Below are 22174 nucleotides of genomic sequence, written 5' to 3'. Positions count from 1 at the left end.
CAGCGTGTCACAAGGTCTTTGGATCGCCATCGCCGTCGTTGCCGCCCTGGTTGTCATCGCTGCGCTGGTCCTGGGGCTGACCCGGTACCGTCGCCGGCAGATCAGCCTGAGCCGGCCGGAGCCGACCGCACTCGACCGATCCGGGGGCTACACCGCGTCGTCGGGCATCACCTTCAGCCAGAGCGCACCGACGATCGACACCACCGGGCTGCCCGCGGTGGGGGACGACGCGTCCACCCCGCGCGACGCGCCACGGCGCACGATCTCCGACGTCCAGTTGCCCGAACCCGAAGCACCTGCGGCGCCGCAGGCCCTGCCGGAGCCCGAACCCGAAGCACCCGCGCCCGCTGAGGTGCCGGAACCGCCGGCGGCTGAGCCAGCCCCCGAAATCGACGAGATCGCGCCGACCGACGGCCGGCTGGAACGCCTGCGCGGCCGGCTGGCCCGATCGCAGAACGCGCTCGGGCGCAGCATGCTGGGCTTGCTCGGCGGCGGCGACCTGGACGAAGACTCCTGGCAGGACGTCGAGGACACCCTGCTGGTCGCCGACCTGGGCCCGGTCGTCACCGAGTCGGTGGTCGCACAGCTGCGCAGCCGGCTGGCCAGCAGCAACGTGCGCACCGAGGCCGACGCGCGGGCGGTGCTGCGCGACGTGCTGATCAAAGAGCTCAAACCCGATATGGATCGCTCGATCCGGGCGCTGCCCCACGACGACCACCCGTCGGTGCTGCTGGTCGTCGGCGTCAACGGCACCGGAAAGACCACGACGGTCGGCAAGCTGGCGCGGGTGCTGGTGGCCGACGGCCGGCGTGTCGTGCTGGGCGCCGCCGACACGTTCCGGGCCGCGGCCGCCGATCAGCTCGAGACCTGGGGGTCCCGGGTGGGCGCCGAAGTGGTGCGTGGACCGGAGGGCTCGGACCCGGCGGCGGTGGCCTACGACGCCGTCGACAAGGGCATCGAGGCCGGCGCCGACGTCGTGCTGATCGACACCGCGGGGCGGCTGCACACCAAGGTGGGCCTGATGGACGAGCTGGACAAGGTCAAACGCGTGATAACCCGGCGCGCCGCCGTCGACGAGGTGCTGCTGGTCCTCGATGCGACGATCGGGCAGAACGGTCTGGCTCAGGCCAAGGTCTTCGCCGACGTCGTCGACATCACCGGCGCGGTGCTGACCAAGCTGGACGGAACGGCCAAGGGCGGCATCGTTTTCCGGGTGCAACAAGAACTCGGCGTGCCGGTGAAACTGGTCGGCCTCGGCGAAGGCCCCGACGATTTGGCGCCTTTTGAGACGGCCGCATTCGTGGACGCGCTGCTCGGCTGAAATCCCTTACACGGCGGCCGTTTCGTTAATGACGCCGAAACACGGTGGCCCCATCTCGGAAACAACTATTGCGCAAGGTTCTGGATCAGGTCATCAGGCACATGTCTGATGACCCGTTCAGGGCCGACCGGAGGTGATAGCGAGTGAGTTTCCCAGTAATGGGCCAGCCCAATACCGGTGATACCGCATGGATGCTGGCGAGTTCAGCGCTGGTGTTGTTGATGACGCCAGGTTTGGCGTTCTTCTATGGCGGCATGGTGCGCGCGAGAAGCGTGCTCAACATGCTCATGATGAGTATCAGCGCCATGGGTGTGGTGACGGTGCTGTGGGTTCTATATGGCTATTCAGTCTCGTTTGGTACTGACAAGGCCAACCTGATTGGTGACCCCACCGAGTACTGGGGCCTCAAGGGCCTGATCGGTGGCAACGCCGTAGCCGCCGATCCCACCAAAGGCACTGCCGCGACGGACATTCCGTTGGCCGGCACGCTGCCCGCGACCGTATTCGTGGCATTCCAGCTGATGTTCGCGATCATCACCGTCGCCCTGATCTCGGGCGCGGTGTCCGACCGCCTCAAGTTCAGCGCCTGGCTGGTGTTCTCCGGACTGTGGGCGACGTTCGTGTACTTCCCGGTTGCGCACTGGGTCTTCGCGTTCGACGGGTTCGCGGCCGAGAAGGGTGGCTGGATCGCCAACAAGCTGCACGCGATCGACTTCGCAGGTGGAACCGCGGTCCATATCAACTCCGGTACCGCGGGCCTGGCGCTGGCGCTGGTGCTGGGCAAGCGCAAAGGCTGGCCCACCACGCTGTTCCGTCCGCACAACCTGCCGTTCGTGATGCTCGGCGCCGGTCTGCTGTGGTTCGGCTGGTATGGCTTCAACGCCGGTTCGGCGACGAGTTCCAATGGCGCCGCGGGTGCGACGTTCATGACGACCACGATCGCCACGGCCACGGCCATGCTGGCCTGGCTGCTCACCGAGCGCATTCGCGACGGTAAGGCGACAACGCTGGGAGCGGCATCGGGCATCGTGGCGGGGCTGGTCGCGATCACCCCGTCCTGCTCGTCGGTCAATGCGCTGGGCGCTCTGATCATCGGCCTGGTCGCCGGTGTGGTGTGCGCGCTCGCGGTCGGGCTTAAGTTCAAGCTCGGCTTCGACGACTCGCTGGATGTGGTCGGCGTGCACCTGGTCGGTGGTCTGGCCGGCACCTTGCTGGTCGGCCTGCTGGCTGCCCCGGAGAGCGTGGCGATCAACGGCGTCGCGGGCGTGTCCAAGGGGTTGTTCTACGGCGGCGGCTGGGATCAGCTGGAAAAACAGGCGGTCGGCGCGTTCAGCGTGCTTGGCTACTCGTTCGTGGTGACGCTTATCATCGCCTTCATCCTGAAGTACACGATTGGGCTGCGGCTGAATCCGGAAGCGGAAGCAGCAGGCATCGATGAGGCCGAGCACGCGGAGAGCGGTTACGATTTCGCCGTGACCACCTCTTCGGTTCTTCCCCGTGCCAGCCTGCCGGACAGCGCTAACGGACTGGACGAAGCTGTGGCGGCCGAGAAAGTGGAGGCGGAGTAGAAATGAAGCTGGTCACCGCGATCGTGAAGCCGTTCACCCTTGATGACGTCAAGACGAGCCTGGAGGACGCGGGAGTCCTCGGGCTGACGGTCAGCGAAGTCCAGGGCTATGGACGGCAGAAGGGGCACACCGAGGTCTACCGGGGTGCTGAATACTCGGTCGATTTCGTGCCGAAGGTCCGGATCGAGGTCGTGGTCGACGATTCCGTCGTCGACAAGGTCGTGGACAGCATTGTCCGGGCCGCTCGAACCGGCAAGATCGGTGACGGCAAGGTCTGGGTCAGCCCCGTGGAAACCATCGTGCGAGTGCGCACCGGTGAGCGCGGGACCGATGCGATATGACGTTAATCGTAAGTTGAGGATCCAGCCCGGGCGGGCCGGGAGGTTATGAAACCGAACGAGCCCGACCGGGAATCTGGAGCGGACGCCGTGCATGCAGAAATCGCTTCCGGGGCAAGCGATTTAGCCGCTGCACGGCGTACGCTGCTGTCTGAGGGCAGCACAATGCAGGCGGCCGAGCTGAGGCACGCTTGGCTGGATCTGCACGAGGCGTGGTTGATCGCAAAGGCCACCGAGCTCGGCATCACCGAAACCAGTGGCTTTGCGCTCGTCGGAGTCGGCGGCCTGGGGCGCCGTGAGCTGCTGCCCTATTCCGATCTGGACTTGATGCTGTTGCACAACAACGTCTCTGACGATGTGCTGCAGCGGGTCGCCGACGGGCTGTGGTACCCGTTGTGGGACGCCAACGTTCGGCTCGACCACAGCGTGCGCACCGTCTCCGGAACGCTGGGCGTCGCCAACGGCGACATGATCGCCGCCCTGGGATTGCTGGACGCTCGCCACATCGCCGGCGACGCAACCCAGTCCGAGGAGTTGATCGCGGGCGCAAGGAAGCAGTGGCGCACCGCAATTCGCTCCCGGATGGACGAGCTGGTGGAAATGACCAACGCCCGCTGGCAGCGATGCGGCCGAATCGCGCAACGCGCCGAGCCCGACCTGAAATCGGGCCGCGGCGGGCTGCGTGACGTCCAACTACTCGACGCGCTGGGCGTGGCTCAACTGATCGACCGCCGCGGCATGAGCCGTCCGGAGATTCCCGGCGGATCACTCGACGATGCGTATCTGACCCTGCTCGACGTCCGCACCGAACTGCATCGGGTGTCTGGCCGCGGACGCGATCAGCTGCTGGCCCAGTTCGCCGACGAGATCAGCGCCGCCCTGCATATTGGTGACCGATTTGCTTTGGCGCGCATGCTTTCTGACGTCGGCCGCACCATCGCATACCACGCCGAGAGCGGATTGCGGACCGCGCAGAACGCACTGCCGCGCCGCGGCATCTCCGCCCTGGTGCGGCGCCCGAAGCGGCGACCGCTGGACGAGGGCGTGGTCGAGTATGACGGCGAAATCGTGCTGGCCCGCGAGGCGCAACCCGAACGCGATCCCGGACTGGTGCTTCGGGTGGCCGCCGCCTCGGCGGACAGCGGCTTGCCGATCGGGGCGGCCACCCTCAGCCGGCTGGCCACCAGCGTTCCGGACCTGCCCACGCCGTGGCCGCGGGAGGCCCTGGACGACCTGTTGGTGGTGCTGCTGGCGGGCCCCCCGATGGTGGACACGCTCGAGGCGCTGGACCGAACCGGCTTGTGGGGCAGGCTATTTCCCGAATGGGATGCGGTCCGCGACCTTCCGCCGCGCGACGTTTCCCACGTGTGGACCGTGGATCGTCATATCGTCGAGACCGCCGTCAACGCGGCGCCGCTGACGACCCGCGTCGCGCGCTCGGACCTGCTGGCGCTCGGTGCGCTGCTGCACGACATCGGCAAGGGGCGCGGCGTCGACCACTGCGTGTTCGGCGCCGATTTGGTATACCCGATCGGCGAGCGGTTGGGGCTGGCGCCCCGGGATATCGAGACACTGGCCGGCATGGTCCGCCACCATCTGTTGCTGCCGATCACCGCGACCCGCAGCGACCTCAACGACCCGGCAACCATCGAGTCCGTCTCCGAGGCCTTGGGTGGGGATTCGCAACTGCTGGAGTTGCTGCACGCGCTCGCCGAGGCCGACTCGAAGGCAACCGGGCCGGGCGTGTGGAGCGACTGGAAAGCCTCCCTGATGCAGGACCTGGTGCGTCGCTGCCGGATGGTGATGGCGGGCGAGCCGCTGCCGGAGGTCGAACCGACTGCCCCACACTATCTTTCACTCGCTGCTAACCACGGGGTACATGTCGAGATCACGCCGGGGGAGTCCGAACGCCTGCACGCGGTGATGGTCGCACCGGATCAACGCGGACTGGTGTCCAAAGCCGCCGCGGTACTGGCGCTGAACTCGCTACGGATCCACTCCGCGACGGTCAACACCCACGAGGGCGTCGCGATCACCGAATTCGTGGTGTCGCCGCTGTTCGGTTCGCCGCCCGAACCGGGCCTGCTGCGTCAGCAGTTTGTCGGCGCTCTCAATGGTGACGTCGATGTCCTTGGCGCGCTAGAGAAGCGCGACACCGACGCCGCCAACTCGGCGATGGCCCGGGTCGGCGAGATTCAGGCCGGCGCGCCGCTGACTCGTTCGACCGCGCCGCCCCGCATCCTGTGGCTCGATGCCGCCGCGGCCGGCCAACTCGTCGTCGAAGTGCGCGCGATGGACCGGATCGGGTTGCTCGCGTTGCTGGCCCAGGCGCTCGAGCGGGCCGGAGCGGACATCGCCTGGGCGAAGGTCAATACGTTCGGATCGACGGCCGCCGATGTCTTCTGTGTGACCATGACGGGCGAGTCCCTGGACGCGGTGACCGGCGACCACGCCGCTGCCGCGCGAGCCGCGGTGGAGAAGCATCTGTTGGCGGTGTTGGGTGCCTCCGCGGACGCAGTCGTCGACGGGCCCGTCACCGAGTGAGCCGCTGCGCGGTCGCTACGTCAGTTCCGAATTCAGTTGCCGCACAGCCACAATGCGGTCCTTGAGCTGATCGCGGGTCGCGGCGGCGATCGGCGGCCCACCGCAGCGCCGGCGTAGTTCGTTGTGAATCCATCCGTGCGGCTTGCCGGTGCGGTGATGGGCGACCGACACCAGGGCGTTGAGTTCGCGACGCAGGTCGCGGAGCTGGCCGTGCATGGACCCAGACCCCGACGGCACCGGTGCGGATTGCCCGGAGGCGGCCCGTTTCTGCAGCTGCTCGTCCTGGCGGCGGTGCAGCAGGGCCCGCATCTGGGTGGCGTCGAGCAACCCCGGGATGCCGAGGTAGTCGGCCTCCTCGTCGCTTCCGGCCGGGGCGGCGGTGCCGAACGAGGACCCGTCGAAGATGACCTGGTCGAGTTCGGCGTCGGCGCCCAGCGAGGTGAAACCCTTTTCCAGCTCTGTCTTTTCGTTCTGTTCCCGGACCGCCGGATCGGCGTCGAGCGGGTCGTCGAGGGATTCGCGGTGCGGTTCGCCGAGCACGTGGTTGCGCTCGGCCTCCAACTCGCTGGCCAGCATCAGCAGGTTGGGCACCGACGGCACGAAGATGCTCGCACTCTCGCCCGCCCGCCGCGACCGCACGAAGCGCCCGATGGCCTGGGCGAAGAACAACGGGGTAGAGGCGCTGGTGGCGTAGATCCCGACCGACAGCCGGGGGACGTCGACACCCTCGGAGACCATGCGCACCGCGACCAGCCAGCGCGTGGTGCTCTCCGAGAATTCGGAGATCCGCGCCGACGACCCGGGATCGTCCGAGAGCACCAGCGTGGGTGCCTCACCGGTCAGCCTCGTCAGCAGCTTGGCGTACGCGCGCGCCGCGGTCTGGTCCGACGCGATGATCATGCCGCCCGCGTCGGGCACATGCGTGCGCTTCTGGCGCAGCCGCTGATCCGCGGCGGTGATCACGGCGGGCATCCATTCGCCGGCGGGGTCCAGCGCGGTGCGCCAGGCCCGCGCGGTCTGCTCGGCGGACAGCGGCTCGCCCAGGCGCGCCTCGTGCTCTTCGCCGGCGCTGTCGCGCCAGCGTGCCTGCCCGGAGTAGGCGAGGAACACCACCGGGCGCACCACGCCGTCGGCCAGCGCCTCGGCGTAGCCGTAGGTGTGATCGGCCTGCGAACGGCGGATCCCGTCGGCTCCCGATTCGTAGGTGACGAACGGGATGGGGCTGTCGTCGCTGCGAAACGGCGTGCCCGTCAAGGCAAGTCGGCGTGTCGCGTCGCCGAAGGCTTCACGAATGGCGTCGCCCCAGGTCTTCGCGTCACCGCCATGGTGGATCTCGTCGAAAACGACCAGCGTCTTGCGCTGCTCGGTGCGCACCCGGTGCAGCGTCGGATGCGACGCGACCTGGGCGTAGGTGACCATCACGCCGTGATACTCCGGCGAGGTCGCCGCGCTGGTGTTGGAGAATCTCGGGTCCAGGAAAATGCCGTGACGCAGCGCGGCCTGCGCCCACTGCACCTTGAGGTGCTCGGTGGGTACCACGACGGTGATCTGCTCGACGGCGCGACTGCTCAGCAGTTCGCCGATCACCCGCAGCGCGAACGTCGTCTTCCCGGATCCGGGGGTGGCCACGGCGAGGAAGTCGCGTGGTTCGGCAGCCACGTACTTCACCAACGCGCGGCGCTGCCAGCCTCGCAGCGGTGCGGTGTCGACTCCAACGCTCGCGTCGGCGGCGCTGACCGGCTGCATCGACACAGCTCCCCTCCGGCGCGCCGTTCGCAGGTCGCGCCCTTTCAACAGTCTTAGGCCCCGGCCCGCGATGATAACCGGTGTGACGGCGGGTGTGAAATGTAGCATGGCAACGCTTTTCGGCGTTGGAACGACTCGAAAGAGACGATGCCAGGTTATCCCGAAAGCCGCGCCGGGTTCGCCAAATCGCGGCTCTGTAGCCACGCGTCTATCCGTTCGGCGACGTCGGCCCAGCCCGGTTCCAGCATCATGTTGTGGCCCATCGCGAAGAACTCCGGCTCGGTCGCATACGCGCGCGCCGTGGCGCGCACCTCGTCGACGCTGACGAAGCCGTCATACAGCGCGCCGAGGACCAGAATCGGCGTCCTCACCCGCCGGGTTCGGACGCGGCGGACGATCGGATCGGTCATGGCGGCGCGAACGCTCTCGGCTCCGGCGCGTTGCCGACAGGATTCGACGATGGCCTCGGGCGTGTCGGCGCAGAAGAGGTACTCGCGGGTCAGCTCGGGGGTGGCGAGGAATTTCAGCAGCGTCGGGTCACTCCAGGCTTCCAGGGTCATCGACGGTCGGCGACGCCAGACGCGCATCGCCAAGCTCAGCACCCCCTTCGGCGGCACGGAGCCCAGCAGCACCGCGGCCGGGGCGCTGTGCTGTTCGAGGTAGCGCTGGACCACGAAGCCGCCCAGGGAATGGCCGATCAGCACCGGCTGGCCACCCAGGTCGTCGGCCACCGAACGCAGATCGTCCAGGTAGTCGGCGACGGAAACCTTGGTCAACGGCTTGGCGGTGGGGCTGGTGCCGTGCCCGCGCAGGCTGATCGACACCGCGCGGTAGCCGGCGTCGGCGAAGTGGTCCAGGAAGTGGTCGTCCCAGCACCACGCGCCGTGCCAGCCGCCGTGCACGAAGAGCAACGGCACCGGGTGGTCTTGGCTGCAGGATCCTTTGTCGATTACCTCGAGCATGAACTGACATTTGCTGTCCGCGACGGCGCCGTCAAGCGTTTCCGGCGGGCGAGCGTGACGATGATGGCGTCATGCGTGCGCCCGCTAGGCTGGCGGGGTGTTTGAATCGCTCTCCGACCGGTTGACCGGTGCCCTACAGGGGCTGCGCGGCAAAGGTCGACTGACCGACGCCGACGTCGATGCCACCACCCGCGAAATCCGCCTCGCGCTGCTGGAAGCCGACGTATCACTGCCCGTCGTGCGGGCGTTCGTCGGCCGGATCAAAGAGCGCGCCCGGGGCGCGGAGGTGTCCGGTGCCCTCAACCCGGCGCAGCAGGTCGTCAAGATCGTCAACGAAGAACTCATCGGCATCCTCGGCGGCCAGACCCGACAATTGGCGTTTGCAAAGACACCGCCGACCGTCATCATGCTGGCGGGCCTGCAGGGTTCCGGTAAGACCACGCTGGCCGGAAAGCTGGCCGCCTGGCTGCGCGGCCAGGGGCACACGCCGCTGCTGGTGGCCTGCGACCTGCAGCGTCCGGCGGCGGTCAACCAGCTGGTGGTCACCGGTCAGCGCGCCGGGGTGCCGGTGTTCGCGCCGCACCCGGGAGAGTCCCCGGAATCGGGCCCCGGTGACCCGGTCGCCGTCGCGGCGGCCGGACTCGCCGAAGCGCGCGCCAAACACCACGACGTCGTCATCGTCGACACCGCCGGCCGCCTCGGTATCGACGACGAGCTGATGAGCCAGGCCGCGGCCATCCGGGACGCCGTCGATCCCGACGAAGTGATCTTCGTGCTCGACGCGATGATCGGTCAGGACGCCGTCACCACCGCCGAAGCGTTCCGCGAGGGCGTCGGCTTCACCGGCGTGGTGCTGACCAAGCTCGACGGCGACGCGCGCGGTGGTGCCGCATTGTCGGTCCGCGAGGTCACCGGCGTCCCAATCCTTTTCGCGTCGACCGGCGAGAAGCTGGAAGACTTCGACGTCTTCCACCCGGATCGCATGGCCAGCCGCATCCTCGGCATGGGCGACGTGCTCAGCCTGATCGAACAGGCCGAGCAGGTCTTCGACGCCGAGCAGGCCGAGGCCGCCGCGGCCAAGATCGGTTCCGGCGAGCTGACCCTCGAGGACTTCCTCGAACAGATGCTCGCGATCCGCAAGATGGGGCCGATCGGCAACCTGCTGGGCATGCTCCCCGGCGCCGGGCAGATGAAGGACGCGCTGGCCGAGGTCGACGACCGGCAGCTCGACCGGTTACAGGCCATCATCCGCGGAATGACGCCGCAGGAGCGTGCCGATCCCAAGATCATCAACGCGTCGCGCCGGCTGCGCATCGCCAACGGTTCGGGCGTGGCGGTGTCCGAGGTCAACCAGCTGGTCGACCGCTTCTTCGAGGCCCGCAAGATGATGTCCTCGATGCTGGGCGGCATGGGCATTCCGGGCATGGGTCGCAAGTCTGCGACGCGAAAAGCCAAGGGAGCCAAAGGCAAGAAGGGCAAGAAGGGGGGCCGCGGTCCGACGCCGCCCAAGGCCCGCAACCCGCTCGGCGCCGGGATGCCGGGGATGCCGGGCATGCCCGCCGGATTCCCCGATCTGTCCCAGATGCCCGAGGGCCTCAACGAGCTGCCGCCCGGCCTGGCCGACTTCGATCTTTCCAAGCTGAAGTTCCCGGGCAAGAAGTAGCCGCGCGGTGCGCATGCACGTGCGGGGCCGGGCACTGCCCGACGAGGCCGCCATCGAACTGTGGATCGTCGACGGTCACATCAGCACCGAACGGGTGGCCGGGGCGGACACCGTCTTCGACGGCGGCTGGATCCTGCCCGGGCTGGTCGACGCCCACTGCCACGTCGGGCTCGGCCACGACGGCGAAATCCCGCTCGACGACGCGATCGTTCAGGCCGAGGTCGAGCGCGACGTCGGCGCGCTGCTGTTGCGCGACTGCGGCTCGCCGACCGACACCCGCAGCCTCGACGACCGCGACGATCTGCCCCGCATCATCCGGGCCGGAAAACATCTGGCCCGGCCCAAGCGCTACTCGCCGGGTTTCGCGCGCGAGCTCGACGACGAATGGCAACTGCCTGCGGCGGTGGCCGAGGAGGCCCGTCGCGGCGACGGCTGGATCAAGCTGGTCGGCGATTGGATCGACCGCGGCGTCGGGGACCTCGCCCCGCTGTGGTCCGACGACGTGCTCAAGGCGGCCATCGACGCCGCACACGCGCACGGCGCCCGCGTCACCGCCCACGTCTTCAGCGACGAGGCCATGCCGGGGCTGATCAAAGCCGGGATCGACTGCATCGAGCACGGCACCGGACTCACCGACGACACCATCGCGCTGATGCTCGAGCACGGAACCGTGTTGGTGCCCACCCTGATCAACATCATCGACAACTTCACCGGCATCGCCGACGCGGCGAAGCGCTACCCGACCTACGCCGCGCACATGCGCGATCTGTACGCGCGCTGCCCCGAGCGGATCGCGGCGGCCGCGGATGCGGGCGTGCCGATCTACGCCGGAAGCGACGCCGGCACGATGATCGCCCACGGCCGGATCGTCGACGAGGTCGAGGCGCTGAAGGGGATCGGGATGAGCGCCACCGATGCGCTGGGCGCCGCGTGCTGGGACGCCCGGCGCTGGCTGGGCCGTCCGGGCCTGGACCACGGGGCGTCCGCGGATCTGGTTTGCTACTCGCAAGACCCCCGCCAGGGTCCCGGTGTGCTGAGCCAACCCGACCTGGTGATCCTGCGCGGCAACACGTTTCGGCCCTAGGGCATCCGTGCCTCTGATCAGCGGAGTGCCGCGGCGGCGGATAGACTGAGCCGATGGCGTTGGCCAGCGGCGCGGTTTTTGCCGGGTATACCGTCGCTCGAAGGCTCGGATCCGGGGTGACTGGTGATGTCTACCTTGTTCAGGATCCTCGTTCCGCACGCTGGCAGGCGCTGAAGGTGCTGTCGCCGGCGCTCTCGTCGGACCGTCAGTTCCGCCGGGAGTTTCTGTCCGAGACCCCGACGGTGTCCGGCCTGCATCACCAGCACATCGTGGAGGTGCACGACCGCGGCGACTTCGACGGGCAGCTCTGGATCGCGATGGACTACGTCGAGGGCAGCAACGCCGCGCAGCTGCTGAAGGACCGGTTTCCGGCGGTGTGGCCCGTCGGTGAAGTGCTCGCGATCATCACCGCGGTGGCCGACGCGCTGGACTATGCCCACCAGCGCGGCCTGCTGCATCGTGACGTCAAACCGGCGAACATCCTGCTGACCAGTCCGGCCGACGGCGAACAACGGATTCTGTTGTCGGACTTCGGAATAGCCCGGCCACTGGGCGAGCACTCCGGGGTGGTCGGCTCCCATATCCCGGTCGGCACGGTCGGTTACGCCGCCCCCGAGCAGTTGATGGGAGCCGACGTCGGTCGACGCGCCGACCAGTACGCGTTGGCGGCGACGGCATTTCACCTGTTGACGGGCGCGCCCCCGACCGAGTATCTCAATCCGGCCGCCGCGCTGCGCGACTTGCTGACCGCGGCGCCGCGCAAACTCAGTGACCAGCGCCCGGAGTTGGCGCAGCTGGATCGGGTGTTTTCGCGAGCGCTCGCCCAACGACCCGTCGACCGCTTTGCGAGCTGCCGAGCGTTCGCCGACGCGGCCAACGCACTGTCCGTGGTCGAGACGGCAGACCGCAGTCCCGAGGCCGGCTTCGTCGTCGAATACCCCGCCTACGGCTGGCCCGACGACGAGGACCTGGCGCGGATCGGACCGTTCGGCGCCGGTCCGGAACCGCCGGGAACGAGCGACGGCGATCAGACCCCGGCCGCCCTGCCGACCCGGCGCAGGACCCGCAAGATCGTGGTCGGTGCCGCCGCGATCGTGGCGCTGATCGGGCTGTTCGCGTTCGGGATCATCACCGGGCGAAAGATGGAGTCGACCGCGGCGCGCGCGGCGAGCGCCCCGGCCAGCGCCTCCGTTGCGGTCGCCCTGCCGCCGCCCAGCACCCCGTCCGGTCCACCTGCCGCACTGGACGGCACCTATCGCCTCGAGGTGCAGCGGTCCAAGCAGACCTTCAATTACACGCCGAACCCGCAACCGCCGGACGTGACCACCTGGTGGGCGTTCCGCTCGTCGTGCACGCCGTCGTACTGCTCGGCTGCGGCGATCCTGCTCGACAACAACGACCACAGCCAGCCGGCCGGGGGCGGTCGTCCTGTCGTCTTTCGGTTCACCGATGGTCAATGGCAGTCGCGGCCGGAGACCGCACCGTTTCCATGTGAAACAGCCGGCGGAGCAGCAAAGTCGCAGACCACGGTGCAGCAGCTGGTGCTGCGTCCCAACCCGCAGGGTGACCTGGTCGGCGAAATGGAACTTGGCGTGCAAACCGACGAGTGCGGCCAGCGCGGGGCGACGGTCCGGGTGCCCGCGAAGCTGAGCCGGGCCGAGGACACCCCGACCGGCATCTACGTGCCGGATCCCGTATCGGTGCCCGAACCCGCCGGCCCGCCGACCGGCGGCGCACCCGCGCCGCCGAGTGCCCCGAAGCCACCCGGGACGCCGCCCAAGCCTCGCTAAACCCGCCGCTTCTGGCCCGCAGGGTGGCGTTTCCCGGAAAAAGATTGCGAGTGCTCACTATCTATGCTAGGTTCGCTGCAACATAACTTGGAGGCGACATGACTTACGACGTGATCATCCGCGACGGTTTGTGGTTTGACGGAACCGGCAGCGCGCCGCACACCCGCACGCTGGGGATCCGCGACGGCGTGGTGGCCACGGTGTCGACCGGACCGCTGGACGAGACCGGCTGCCCCGAGGTGATCGACGCGGCGGGCAAGTGGGTCATGCCCGGCTTCCTCGATGTGCACACCCACTACGACGCCGAAGTGCTGCTGGATCCGGGTCTGCGCGAGTCGGTGCGCCACGGCGTCACCACGGTGCTGCTGGGCATGTGCTCACTGTCGACGGTCTACGCGAACACTGAAGACGCCGCCGACCTGTTCAGCCGGGTGGAGGCGGTGCCGCGCAACTACGTCCTGGGCGCGCTGGAAACCAACCGGACCTGGACCACCGCAGCGGAGTACGTCGCGGCCATCGACGCGCTGCCGCTCGGGCCGAATATCGGTTCGCTGCTTGGTCATTCGGACCTGCGCAGCACGGTGCTCGGACTCGATCGGGCCACCGACGCCACCGTCAAGCCCACCGACGCCGAACTGCAGAAGATGGCGACGTTGCTCGACGAGGCACTCGAGGCCGGAATGCTCGGCATGTCGGGCATGGACGCCGCGATCGACAAACTCGACGGCGACCGCTACCGCTCGCGGGCGCTGCCGTCCACCTTCGCGACCTGGCGGGAGCGGCGCAAGCTGATCAAGGTGCTGCGCAAGCGCGGCCGGATGTTGCAGAGCGCGCCCGACGTCAACAATGCGGCCACGGCCGTGCTGTTCTTCCTGGCCAGCAGCCGAATGTTCGGACGCCGCAAGGGGGTTCGGATGAGTCTGTTGGTGTCCGCCGACGCCAAGTCGAACCCGCTGGCCGTCTACGTTTTCGGGCCGGCAACGCGGCTGGCGAACAAGCTGCTGGGTTCGAGCGTGCGGTTCCAGCATCTGCCGGTGCCGTTCGAGTTGTACTCCGACGGAATCGACCTGCCGGTCTTCGAAGAGTTCGGCGCGGGCACGGCCGCCCTGCATCTGCGCGATCAGTTGCAGCGCAACGAGTTACTGGCCGACCAGGGCTACCGTCGCAAGTTCCGCAAAGAGTTCGACCGCATCAAGCTGGGCCCGTCGCTGTGGCACCGCGACTTCCACGACGCGGTCATCGTCGAGTGCCCCGATAAGTCGTTGATCGGCAAGAGCTTTGGCGCGATCGCCGACGAGCGCGGTTTGCACCCGCTCGACGCCTTCCTCGATGTGCTCGTCGAAAACGGGGAACGCAACGTGCGGTGGACGACCATCGTCGCCAACCACCGGCCCAAGCTGCTCAACGCGCTGGCCAACGAGGACAGCGTGCACATGGGCTTCTCGGATGCCGGTGCGCACCTGCGCAATATGGCCTTCTACAACTTTCCGATCAAGCTGCTCAAGCGAACTCGCGACGCCTACCGGGCGGGTGCGCCGTTCATGTCCACCGAGCGGGCGGTGCACCGGCTGACCGGTGAACTGGCGGACTGGTTCGGCATCGACGCCGGAACCCTGCGGCAGGGCGACCGGGCGGACTTCGTGGTGATCGACCCGGCCGGCCTGAACGACGAGGTCGAGGCCTACCACGAAGAAGAGGTCCCCTTCTACGGCGGCTTGCGGCGCATGGTCAATCGCAACGACGAGGCCGTGGTCGCGACGGGCGTGGGCGGCGCCGTGGTGTTCCGCGCGGGCGAGTTCCGCGCGGGCTACGGGCAGACCGTGAAGTCGGGTCGCTACCTGCGGGCGGGTCAGCGCACGCGGCACTCGGCCGCACTGGTCTGAGCGGCCTCAGATGGCAAGAACCCAGCAGCAACGCCGCGAGGAGACCGTCGGGCGGCTCCTCGAGGCGTCCATCGCCAGCATCGTCGAGGTCGGATACGCGCGGGCATCGGCGGCCGTGATCACCAAGCGGGCCGGGGTGTCGGTCGGCGCGCTGTTCCGGCACTTCGAGACGATGAGCGACTTCATGGCCGCGACCGCGTCGGAGGTGCTGCGCCGGCAGGTGGAGTCCTTCACCAAGCAGGTCGCCCAAATTCCGGCCGACCGGCCGGCGCTGGAAGCGGCGCTGACGATTCTGCGGGACATCACCGGCGGCGCCACGAACGCGGTGCTCTACGAACTGATGATTGCCGCGCGCACCGACGAGAAGCTCAACGCCCATCTGCGCGACGTGCTGGCGCAGTACACCGCGAAGATTCTCGACGCCGCGCGGGCGCTGCCGGGCGCGGAGGCCATCGGCGAGGAGACCTTCCCGGTGCTGGTGGCGTTGATGACGAACGTCTTCGACGGCGCGGCGATCGTGCGCGGGATCTTCCCGGAGCCCGATATCGAAGAGCAACGAATTGCGTTGCTATCCAAGCTGATAACCGGGCTGGTTCCGAACGAGGACTCCTTACAGTGAGCCGATGCTGGACGACGGGTTGAGCGCGAAACCCCAGTCGAACAGGCTGCCTGCCTGATCCCAATAGGTCGGTCCGCCCGGCTTGACCATTCCGTACATCATCGCGACCACCAACCGGCGTCCACCGCGGGAAGCGGCACCGACGAAGGTCTTGCGGGCCGCGTTGGTGAATCCGGTCTTGCCCCCGATCGCGCCCGGATAGCGGGTCAGCAGTTCGTCCTGGTTGGTGATGGGCTCATCGCCGTGGTCGCCCGGGAACATCGCCGACGGCTCGGCGGTGATGTGGGCGAACATCGGGTTGGCCATCGCGGCCCGGAAGATGACGGCCAGGTCGTGCGCGGTCGAGGCCCCGGAGCCGCCGGGCCCGTCCAGCCCGGACGGGGTGGCCGCGTGCGTGCTGGTCGCCCCGAGGGAGGCGGCCTTCGCGTTCATCTTGGCCACCGTGGCGTCGGCGCCGCCCATCAGACGCGCCAGCGTGTTGGCGGCGTCATTGCCGGAAACCAGCAGCAGGCCGTCGAGCAGCTGCCGTGCGGTGTAGGTACGGCCGGGTTTGATGCCGACGCAGTTGCACTCGACCTGGGTGTCGGCGACGTCGGCGACGACGGTGGAATCCAGGTGCACCTCGTCCAGCGCCACCAGCGCCAACAGCACCTTGATCGTGCTCGCGGGCGGGTGAGCCGCGTACTGATCGCGACCGGCCAGCACCTGGCCGCTGTCGAGGTCGGCCAGGATCCAGGTCTGGGCCGGGCCGTCGGGGATCGGCACCGAGCCGATCGGCTGCATATCGTCGGCCCGCGACGTGGGAGAGGCGACACCGGCGACCGTGAGCAGCGCAGCAGCTGCGGCGATGAATTTCCGCATGGCCGCAAAGTTTAACTTCCGGGCCTGGCCGACGCCTGTCGCCTCACGGACACCAGGGCGGAACAGGGCAGAACGGCAGCGTGGGCAGCGGGAGATAAGACGTCTGGGTCGGCACCGGTCCGGGCGGCGGCGGGTGCTTGAACGGCAGCGATGACCAGGAGTAGAAGACACCGGTGCCGGTGTCGTGGACGCCCGCGTAGTCCCAGTAGAAGTCGTGGCAGACGTTCGGGTCCCAGGGGATCGGCCGGCCCGCGGGATCCGGGTCGCCCGGGCACCAGCGCTGACACGAGCTGCCCGGCGCGCAGCTCCCCGGGGCCGCCGTGGCAGCGCGGTCGGCCAAGCCGGGCACACCCAGGGCGGCCCACAGCAACGCTGTCGTTGCTAAGCAGGCGATCCCTGCTTTCATACCTGGGATTATTCACCCTGCGGGCTTTGCGCGGTACTGCGATTTAGCCGCCCGGTCCCCGGCCCGCGCGACGGTGTTGAATCGAGCGGTATGGGTGAACGAATCGACTACGAAGCCGCGGCCCCGCGGGGTGTGAAACTACTGGGCGGGGTGCACCTTTACGTGAGTCAGTCGGGTCTGTCGCCGGTGCTGCTGACCTGCGTGTACCTGCGGGTGTCGCTGATCAACGGCTGCGCCTACTGCATCGACATGCACTCGCGGGAATTGCGCCAATTGGGGGTGTCGAACGAAAAGATCGCGCTGGTTCCGGTGTGGCAGGAAGCCGGTGAGCTGTTCGACAGCCGCGAGCGCGCCGCATTGGCGTGGGCGGAAACCGTCACGCTGATATCGAGCACCGGCGCGCCCGACAGCGCGTATGCGGCCGCCTCGGCGCACTTCGACGAGAAGGAACTGGTCGACCTCACGATCGCAATCGGGATGATGAACACCTACAACCGGTTGGCGATCAGCTTCCGCAACCCACCTGCTGCCGCGGTTGCGAAACACGTTGAAACACAAGGGAACTGACGCGTCTTCGGGGTGCCTGGGCCGGCCCGGCACCCCGGGTGTTGAATCGATGCATGTTGAGCCTGGCCGAAATTTCCGACCGTCTGGAGATCCAGCAGCTGATGGTGGACTATTCCACCGCGATCGATCAGCGGCGATTCGACGATTTGGACAAGGTATTCACCGAAGACGCGTACATCGATTACACGGCCCTGGGCGGAATCGAAGGCCGTTATCCCGAGGTCAAGAAGTGGCTGTCGGAGGTGCTGCCGACCTTCCCGGTGTATGCGCACATGCTCGGGAACTTCTCGGTCCAGATCGACGGGGATAAGGCCTCCTCACGGGTGATCTGCTTCAACCCGATGGTTTTTCCCGGCGACAAGGACCAGGTGATGTTCTGCGGCCTCTGGTACGACGACGAGTTCGTGCGCACCGAGCAGGGCTGGCGGATGACGCGCCGGGTCGAGACGAAGGTCTTCCAGAAGATCATGTGAGGCCGCGGAGCGTCGTGCCGGGCGAATTTCTGCCAACCGTGCGCAGGTGGTCACCCGGCGCGATAGCTTATGAGCATGCGTTTCATCTCTGTCGCCGCGGCGGTCGGCATGGCCATCGCCGCCCTGCTCATGGCCCCGGTCGTGCTAATGGGGGCGTCGTCCGCTCACGCCGACACCGGCATCGATGGTTACGTCGCTTGCCTGGGAGGCGACGCGAAGCCCCCGCCGCCGGGGGTCCTTGCAGAAGTCTGGTTTCCCAGCATGCATGTGATGACGAACGATTTCGATGGCGGCGTACCTTCGGCCCAAATAACTCAGCGGCTGATCGATATGGGAGTTGCGCCCAACGATGCCGCTACCCGAGTGCGGTGTTTTTTGGCCAACCAACCGCGTGGCTCAGGGCACTGAGGCGGATCGCGGTAACCGGCGTCCGACTAGCTGACCCACTACCTGCGGCTGGGCGAATTTCTGTCGAAGCCCCTCGTTCTGGCACAATAGGCGGCTGTCCGCCGCGCGACCCGCCCCGAAGCCGGGGTGCTTGTACGGCGGTCATGCACGCGAGGCAAAACCGGACCCGGGCAACCCGCCTGGGTCGCTGAATTGCAGCGTGACTACCCAGGAGAAATCGCTTAATCATGGCTGTCAAGATCAAGCTCACCCGGCTTGGCAAGATCCGCAATCCCCAGTACCGCATCGCCATCGCCGACGCGCGCAACCGCCGCGACGGCCGCTCGATCGAGGTGATCGGCCGGTACCACCCGAAGGAAGACCCCAGCCTGATCGAGATCAACTCGGAGCGGGCCCAGTACTGGCTGTCGGTCGGAGCACAGCCGACCGAGCCCGTCGTGAAGCTGCTGAAGATCACCGGCGACTGGCAGAAGTTCAAGGGCCTGCCCGGCACCGAAGGCAGCCTGCAACTCGCCGCGCCCAAGCCCAGCAAGCTGGAGCTGTTCAACGCCGCGCTGGCCGAGGCGGACGGCGGGCCGACCACCGAGGCCGCGAAGCCGAAGAAGAAGGCCCCGGCCAAGAAGGCCGCAAAAGCCGAGGAAGCCACCGCCGCGGCGGGCGAGGCTGACACCGCCGAGGCCCCGGTCGAGCCGGCCGCTGAAGCGCCCGCCGAGGGCGGCGAGCAGCCCGAACCGACCGAGTCTTCGACGGAAAGCTGACGGACGCATGAGTACCGTCGTCGTCGACGCTGTTGAACATTTGGTCCGCGGAATCGTGGACAACCCCGACGATGTTCGGGTCGACCTGGTGACGAGCCGGCGTGGGCGCACTGTCGAGGTGCACGTCCACCCCGAGGATCTGGGCAAGGTGATTGGTCGCGGGGGACGTACCGCGACGGCGTTGCGCACGCTGGTCGCCGGAATCGGTGGCCGCGGTATCCGCGTTGACGTGGTGGACACCGACCAGTAGGCCGGGAGGCTCATGGAGCTGCTCGTCGGGCGCGTCGTGAAAGCGCACGGCATCACCGGTGAGGTGGTCGTGGAAGTTCACACCGACGACCCCGCCGACCGCTTCGCATCGGGTAGTACGTTGCGCGCCAAGCAATCCCGCGGTCGCGGAGCAGAGGGCAGTTACGTGGTCGCGGCCGCGCGCGAACATGGCGGGCGGATGCTGGTGCGATTAGCCGGAGTGGACGACCGCGACGGTGCGGATGCGTTGCGCGGCAGCCTGTTCGTGGTGGACTCCGACGACCTGCCGCCGATCGACGAGGCGGACACCTATTACGACCACCAGCTCGAGGGCTTGCGGGTGCGCACCACGACGGGACAAGACGTCGGGGTCGTTGCCGAGGTGTTGCACACCGCGGCCGGAGAGCTCCTGGCGGTGCGTCGCACCGACGGCGACGAAACCCGGGAAGTATTGGTGCCGTTCGTGAATGCGATCGTCACGTCGGTATCGCTGGACGACCGGTTGGTCGAAATCGATCCGCCCGAGGGCCTGCTGGACTTGGAGTAGCCGGTGCGCATAGACGTCGTGACGATTTTTCCGGCCTACCTGGACGCACTGCGGCAATCGTTGCCCGGCAAGGCAATTGCGTCGGGCCTGGTCGACCTGCGAGTCCATGACCTGCGGGGGTGGACCCACGACGTGCACCACTCGGTGGACGATGCACCCTACGGTGGCGGGCCGGGGATGGTGATGAAGGCGCCGGTGTGGGGCGAGGCGCTGGATGAAATCTGTTCCGGCGAAACGCTACTAGTCGTTCCAACCCCGGCCGGCGCGTTGTTCAAGCAAGCCACCGCCCAGCGCTGGAGTGCCGAGGGACATCTGGTGTTCGCCTGCGGGCGCTACGAGGGCATCGACCACCGCGTCGTCGAGGATGCCGCGCGCCGCATGCGGGTCGAGGAGGTCTCGATCGGTGATTACGTGCTGCCGGGAGGCGAGTCGGCGGCGGTCGTGATGATCGAATCCGTGCTGCGGTTGCTGACCGGCGTGCTGGGCAATCCCGCGTCGCATCTCGAGGATTCGCACTCGCCGGTGCTCGACGGCCTGTTGGAGGGGCCCAGCTACACCCGGCCGCCGAGCTGGCGGGGGCTCGACGTGCCCGACGTGCTGCTGTCCGGCGATCACGCGCGCGTCGCCGCATGGCGCCGGGAGGTTTCGGTGCAGCGCACCCGCGAGCGCCGCCCCGATCTCGAGCCGGGCGGCGACTAGATGCGCGCGGGCTCGATGCGCCCGTTGGGGAACATCGTTTTGACGGCCCGGGTGATCGTGTCGCGCGCCGTCGCGTCGTCGGAGGACTGCAGCGACTCGACGACCACGATGTAGCGGCGGTCCGCGCCCACCACGCCGGTCGACAGGTGCATCCACTCGGTGCCGATGCAGCACATCCAGCCCTGCTTGACCGCCACCGGCTCCGCGAACAGGCCGTCGGGGATGCCGAACCGCTGCGGGTATCCGTCAATCCCGGTCGGGGTGGAGCGGGCCAGGTCGTTGACGATGATCTTGGCCCGGTCCGCGGACAGGCCGCCCCCGCCGTCGAGCAGCTCGTCGTAGTAGTGGATCAGGTCGGTCAGGGTGCTCATCGTGTTCCACCACCGCCCGTCCGACGGCGGGGTGGTGGACGACAGTCCGTAGCGGTTCGCCACCTGCGTGATGATGTTGTCGCCGCCGCCCTGACCCCAGAACCTCTCGGCGGCGCCGTCGTCGGACGACTGCAACATCACGTCGAGTGCCTGACGGTCGTCGGGGGACAGGGTGGTCTTGCCCTGGGCCTCCTGTAGCAGCAGGTCGTCGGCGATGAACAGCTTGGCCACCGACGCAGTGCCGATGATCTGGGTGTTGCCGTTGGAGAGCAGCTCATGCGTCTTGCGGTCCAGGATGCCCACCGAGAGGGTGGCCCCGGCGGCGGCGGCCTGCTCGGTCGCCTGCTGGATGCGTGCCTGCAGCCCGCCGAACGAGCCGTTGGGCAGTACCGGGGGCGCCGCGGGCAACCCGGGTGCATCGATGGTGTCCAGCAGCAGCTGGATGAGTTGCGGTTGGTGATCGGACGCGCTGGAGGAGTTGCTGGATACCTTGGTCTGGGCTTTTATCGCGAGCCTTGCCTCGTCGCACCCGGCCAGCACCAGCGTCACCGCCGCGATGGCGGCGAGCGCGGTGTGCGGGCGTACACGCATCTGTTCTTCTCCCATGTCCTCTGACGTAATCCTGGCGGCCGTACCGCAATCTGCCCGGGCGTCTTCGAGTTCGGGTAGTGACTGGCGTGTTTGACCCCAGCTATATGTACCACTCACCAGCGCCTTCGGCGCGGCATGAACCGCAGGGTTTACCTGTGATTTTCAATGCACGCCGGGTGTCTGGCACAATTGACCAGTTGTCTCCAGCGGCTGCCGGCCAGCCGGGCCGCTTCCTGCCTGCTGCGAGATACGACCCAAAGCCCGAAATCGGCTTAACGACCACCCCTGCGTGCGGGCAGTTGCCGCACGCCGCGACCTCAAGGAAGTGTCACTCGCATGAACAGGCTGGACTTCGTCGATCAGGCGTCGCTGCGCGACGACATCCCGGCCTTCAGCCCGGGCGACACCATCAACGTGCACGTCAAGGTCATCGAGGGCGCCAAGGAGCGTGTCCAGGTGTTCAAGGGTGTGGTGCTGCGCCGGCAGGGCGGTGGCGTCCGCGAGACCTTCACGGTGCGCAAGGAGAGCTACGGCGTCGGCGTCGAGCGGACCTTCCCGGTGCACTCGCCGAACATCGACCACATCGAGGTGGTGACCCGTGGCGATGTCCGCCGCGCCAAGCTCTACTACCTGCGTGAACTCCGTGGCAAGAAGGCCAAGATCAAGGAAAAGCGCTGACCGGGCGCGTCGCGGCGGTCGCTGCGGCACGCCTATTTGGTTTCGAAG

General features: G+C 67.8%; 22 protein-coding genes. 17 read left to right on the top strand and 5 right to left on the bottom strand.

Translation table 11 applies throughout. From position 1 onward, the window contains the following. The first annotated feature begins 4 nt into the window (after window positions 1–4). From ftsY to LMQ14_RS18610, 4 genes are all read left to right on the top strand, one after another. Window positions 5–1321, top strand: a complete 1317-nt coding sequence (gene ftsY, locus LMQ14_RS18625; RefSeq protein WP_267731008.1) for a signal recognition particle-docking protein FtsY — start codon at window positions 5–7, stop codon at window positions 1319–1321. A gap of 158 nt (window positions 1322–1479) precedes the next feature. Next, window positions 1480–2889, top strand: coding sequence for an ammonium transporter (locus LMQ14_RS18620; RefSeq protein WP_267735584.1), 1410 nt, complete (start codon window positions 1480–1482; stop codon window positions 2887–2889). A gap of 2 nt (window positions 2890–2891) precedes the next feature. Then, entirely contained in the window at window positions 2892–3230 is a 339-nt protein-coding gene (locus LMQ14_RS18615) for a P-II family nitrogen regulator (protein WP_267731007.1), read from the top strand. 45 nt (window positions 3231–3275) lie between these two features. Then, complete coding sequence (locus LMQ14_RS18610; RefSeq protein WP_267731006.1) at window positions 3276–5771, top strand: [protein-PII] uridylyltransferase; 2496 nt, start codon at window positions 3276–3278, stop codon at window positions 5769–5771. Between the two features lie 15 nt (window positions 5772–5786). Here the strand turns inward: LMQ14_RS18610 and LMQ14_RS18605 are convergent, their stop codons facing one another. Then, a complete protein-coding gene (locus tag LMQ14_RS18605) occupies window positions 5787–7517 on the bottom strand; it encodes a DEAD/DEAH box helicase (protein ID WP_267731005.1) in 1731 nt (576 codons plus the stop codon). A 155-nt stretch (window positions 7518–7672) separates the two neighbouring features. Then, on the bottom strand, window positions 7673–8479 hold the full coding sequence (locus LMQ14_RS18600; RefSeq protein WP_267731004.1) for an alpha/beta hydrolase: 807 nt from the start codon (window positions 8477–8479) through the stop codon (window positions 7673–7675). 97 nt (window positions 8480–8576) lie between these two features. Here LMQ14_RS18600 and ffh point away from each other — a divergent pair, with 97 nt between their 5' ends. The 5 genes from ffh to LMQ14_RS18575 all read left to right on the top strand — a co-directional run bounded on the left by ffh (window position 8577) and on the right by LMQ14_RS18575 (window position 15518). After that, a complete protein-coding gene (ffh, locus tag LMQ14_RS18595; RefSeq protein ID WP_267731003.1) occupies window positions 8577–10142 on the top strand; it encodes a signal recognition particle protein in 1566 nt (521 codons plus the stop codon). Between the two features lie 13 nt (window positions 10143–10155). Beyond that, window positions 10156–11226, top strand: a complete 1071-nt coding sequence (locus LMQ14_RS18590) for a metal-dependent hydrolase family protein (RefSeq protein ID WP_267735583.1) — start codon at window positions 10156–10158, stop codon at window positions 11224–11226. A 116-nt stretch (window positions 11227–11342) separates the two neighbouring features. Next, window positions 11343–13016: a serine/threonine-protein kinase gene (locus LMQ14_RS18585; RefSeq protein WP_267731002.1), complete on the top strand. Its 1674-nt coding sequence runs from the start codon at window positions 11343–11345 to the stop codon at window positions 13014–13016. 98 nt (window positions 13017–13114) lie between these two features. Further along, window positions 13115–14899, top strand: coding sequence for an N-acyl-D-amino-acid deacylase family protein (locus LMQ14_RS18580; RefSeq protein ID WP_267731001.1), 1785 nt, complete (start codon window positions 13115–13117; stop codon window positions 14897–14899). Window positions 14900–14909: 10 nt separating this feature from the next. Next, window positions 14910–15518 carry a TetR/AcrR family transcriptional regulator gene (locus LMQ14_RS18575; protein ID WP_267731000.1) on the top strand — a complete coding sequence of 203 codons (609 nt, stop codon included), beginning with the start codon at window positions 14910–14912 and terminating at the stop codon, window positions 15516–15518. Here the strand turns inward: LMQ14_RS18575 and LMQ14_RS18570 are convergent. Both LMQ14_RS18570 and LMQ14_RS18565 read right to left on the bottom strand, forming a co-directional pair. Beyond that, on the bottom strand, window positions 15510–16379 hold the full coding sequence (locus LMQ14_RS18570; RefSeq protein WP_267730999.1) for a D-alanyl-D-alanine carboxypeptidase family protein: 870 nt from the start codon (window positions 16377–16379) through the stop codon (window positions 15510–15512). The genes LMQ14_RS18575 and LMQ14_RS18570 overlap by 9 nt on opposite strands. 43 nt (window positions 16380–16422) lie before the next feature. Further along, window positions 16423–16785, bottom strand: a complete 363-nt coding sequence (locus tag LMQ14_RS18565) for a hypothetical protein (RefSeq protein WP_267730998.1) — start codon at window positions 16783–16785, stop codon at window positions 16423–16425. Window positions 16786–16875: 90 nt separating this feature from the next. Between LMQ14_RS18565 and LMQ14_RS18560 the strand changes: the two genes are divergently transcribed. The 7 genes from LMQ14_RS18560 to trmD all read left to right on the top strand — a co-directional run bounded on the left by LMQ14_RS18560 (window position 16876) and on the right by trmD (window position 20486). Next, window positions 16876–17352, top strand: a complete 477-nt coding sequence (locus LMQ14_RS18560; protein WP_267730997.1) for a carboxymuconolactone decarboxylase family protein — start codon at window positions 16876–16878, stop codon at window positions 17350–17352. Between the two features lie 53 nt (window positions 17353–17405). Further along, entirely contained in the window at window positions 17406–17825 is a 420-nt protein-coding gene (locus LMQ14_RS18555) for a nuclear transport factor 2 family protein (protein ID WP_267730996.1), read from the top strand. A gap of 75 nt (window positions 17826–17900) precedes the next feature. Continuing rightward, entirely contained in the window at window positions 17901–18233 is a 333-nt protein-coding gene (locus LMQ14_RS18550; protein ID WP_267730995.1) for a hypothetical protein, read from the top strand. Window positions 18234–18460: 227 nt separating this feature from the next. Then, complete coding sequence (rpsP, locus tag LMQ14_RS18545) at window positions 18461–18991, top strand: 30S ribosomal protein S16 (protein ID WP_267730994.1); 531 nt, start codon at window positions 18461–18463, stop codon at window positions 18989–18991. A gap of 7 nt (window positions 18992–18998) precedes the next feature. Beyond that, window positions 18999–19241, top strand: coding sequence for an RNA-binding protein (locus LMQ14_RS18540; protein WP_025736282.1), 243 nt, complete (start codon window positions 18999–19001; stop codon window positions 19239–19241). A 12-nt stretch (window positions 19242–19253) separates the two neighbouring features. Next, on the top strand, window positions 19254–19787 hold the full coding sequence (rimM, locus tag LMQ14_RS18535) for a ribosome maturation factor RimM (RefSeq protein ID WP_267730993.1): 534 nt from the start codon (window positions 19254–19256) through the stop codon (window positions 19785–19787). A 3-nt stretch (window positions 19788–19790) separates the two neighbouring features. Further along, the gene (gene trmD, locus LMQ14_RS18530; protein ID WP_267730992.1) at window positions 19791–20486 is read left to right on the top strand and encodes a tRNA (guanosine(37)-N1)-methyltransferase TrmD; all 696 of its coding nucleotides are present in this window, start codon (window positions 19791–19793) and stop codon (window positions 20484–20486) included. Here trmD and LMQ14_RS18525 read toward each other — a convergent pair. Continuing rightward, on the bottom strand, window positions 20483–21448 hold the full coding sequence (locus LMQ14_RS18525; protein WP_267730991.1) for a hypothetical protein: 966 nt from the start codon (window positions 21446–21448) through the stop codon (window positions 20483–20485). The two genes, trmD and LMQ14_RS18525, sit on opposite strands and share 4 nt — an antisense overlap. Before the next feature lie 336 nt (window positions 21449–21784). Between LMQ14_RS18525 and rplS the strand changes: the two genes are divergently transcribed. Continuing rightward, the gene (gene rplS, locus LMQ14_RS18520) at window positions 21785–22126 is read left to right on the top strand and encodes a 50S ribosomal protein L19 (RefSeq protein ID WP_267730990.1); all 342 of its coding nucleotides are present in this window, start codon (window positions 21785–21787) and stop codon (window positions 22124–22126) included. Window positions 22127–22174 lie beyond the last annotated feature (48 nt).

This window comes from Mycobacterium sp. Aquia_213 (genome assembly GCF_026625985.1).
Lineage (GTDB): Bacteria > Actinomycetota > Actinomycetes > Mycobacteriales > Mycobacteriaceae > Mycobacterium.
This window is presented reverse-complemented; position numbering and strand designations above follow the sequence as displayed.

Excerpts from the sequence above, each read along its gene's own strand:
- rimM (WP_267730993.1), top strand. The coding sequence starts at position 19,254 with ATGGAGCTGCTCGTCGGGCGCGTCGTGAAAGCGCACGGCATCACCGGT.
- LMQ14_RS18570 (WP_267730999.1), bottom strand. The coding sequence starts at position 16,379 with ATGCGGAAATTCATCGCCGCAGCTGCTGCGCTGCTCACGGTCGCCGGT.
- rpsP (WP_267730994.1), top strand. The coding sequence starts at position 18,461 with ATGGCTGTCAAGATCAAGCTCACCCGGCTTGGCAAGATCCGCAATCCC.
- LMQ14_RS18575 (WP_267731000.1), top strand. The coding sequence starts at position 14,910 with ATGGCAAGAACCCAGCAGCAACGCCGCGAGGAGACCGTCGGGCGGCTC.
- LMQ14_RS18560 (WP_267730997.1), top strand. The coding sequence starts at position 16,876 with ATGGGTGAACGAATCGACTACGAAGCCGCGGCCCCGCGGGGTGTGAAA.
- LMQ14_RS18610 (WP_267731006.1), top strand. The coding sequence starts at position 3,276 with ATGAAACCGAACGAGCCCGACCGGGAATCTGGAGCGGACGCCGTGCAT.
- LMQ14_RS18580 (WP_267731001.1), top strand. The coding sequence starts at position 13,115 with ATGACTTACGACGTGATCATCCGCGACGGTTTGTGGTTTGACGGAACC.
- LMQ14_RS18525 (WP_267730991.1), bottom strand. The coding sequence starts at position 21,448 with ATGCGTGTACGCCCGCACACCGCGCTCGCCGCCATCGCGGCGGTGACG.
- LMQ14_RS18550 (WP_267730995.1), top strand. The coding sequence starts at position 17,901 with ATGCGTTTCATCTCTGTCGCCGCGGCGGTCGGCATGGCCATCGCCGCC.
- LMQ14_RS18555 (WP_267730996.1), top strand. The coding sequence starts at position 17,406 with ATGTTGAGCCTGGCCGAAATTTCCGACCGTCTGGAGATCCAGCAGCTG.
- rplS (WP_267730990.1), top strand. The coding sequence starts at position 21,785 with ATGAACAGGCTGGACTTCGTCGATCAGGCGTCGCTGCGCGACGACATC.
- LMQ14_RS18620 (WP_267735584.1), top strand. The coding sequence starts at position 1,480 with ATGGGCCAGCCCAATACCGGTGATACCGCATGGATGCTGGCGAGTTCA.
- LMQ14_RS18605 (WP_267731005.1), bottom strand. The coding sequence starts at position 7,517 with ATGCAGCCGGTCAGCGCCGCCGACGCGAGCGTTGGAGTCGACACCGCA.
- LMQ14_RS18565 (WP_267730998.1), bottom strand. The coding sequence starts at position 16,785 with ATGAAAGCAGGGATCGCCTGCTTAGCAACGACAGCGTTGCTGTGGGCC.
- LMQ14_RS18590 (WP_267735583.1), top strand. The coding sequence starts at position 10,156 with ATGCACGTGCGGGGCCGGGCACTGCCCGACGAGGCCGCCATCGAACTG.
- LMQ14_RS18600 (WP_267731004.1), bottom strand. The coding sequence starts at position 8,479 with ATGCTCGAGGTAATCGACAAAGGATCCTGCAGCCAAGACCACCCGGTG.
- LMQ14_RS18540 (WP_025736282.1), top strand. The coding sequence starts at position 18,999 with ATGAGTACCGTCGTCGTCGACGCTGTTGAACATTTGGTCCGCGGAATC.
- LMQ14_RS18615 (WP_267731007.1), top strand. The coding sequence starts at position 2,892 with ATGAAGCTGGTCACCGCGATCGTGAAGCCGTTCACCCTTGATGACGTC.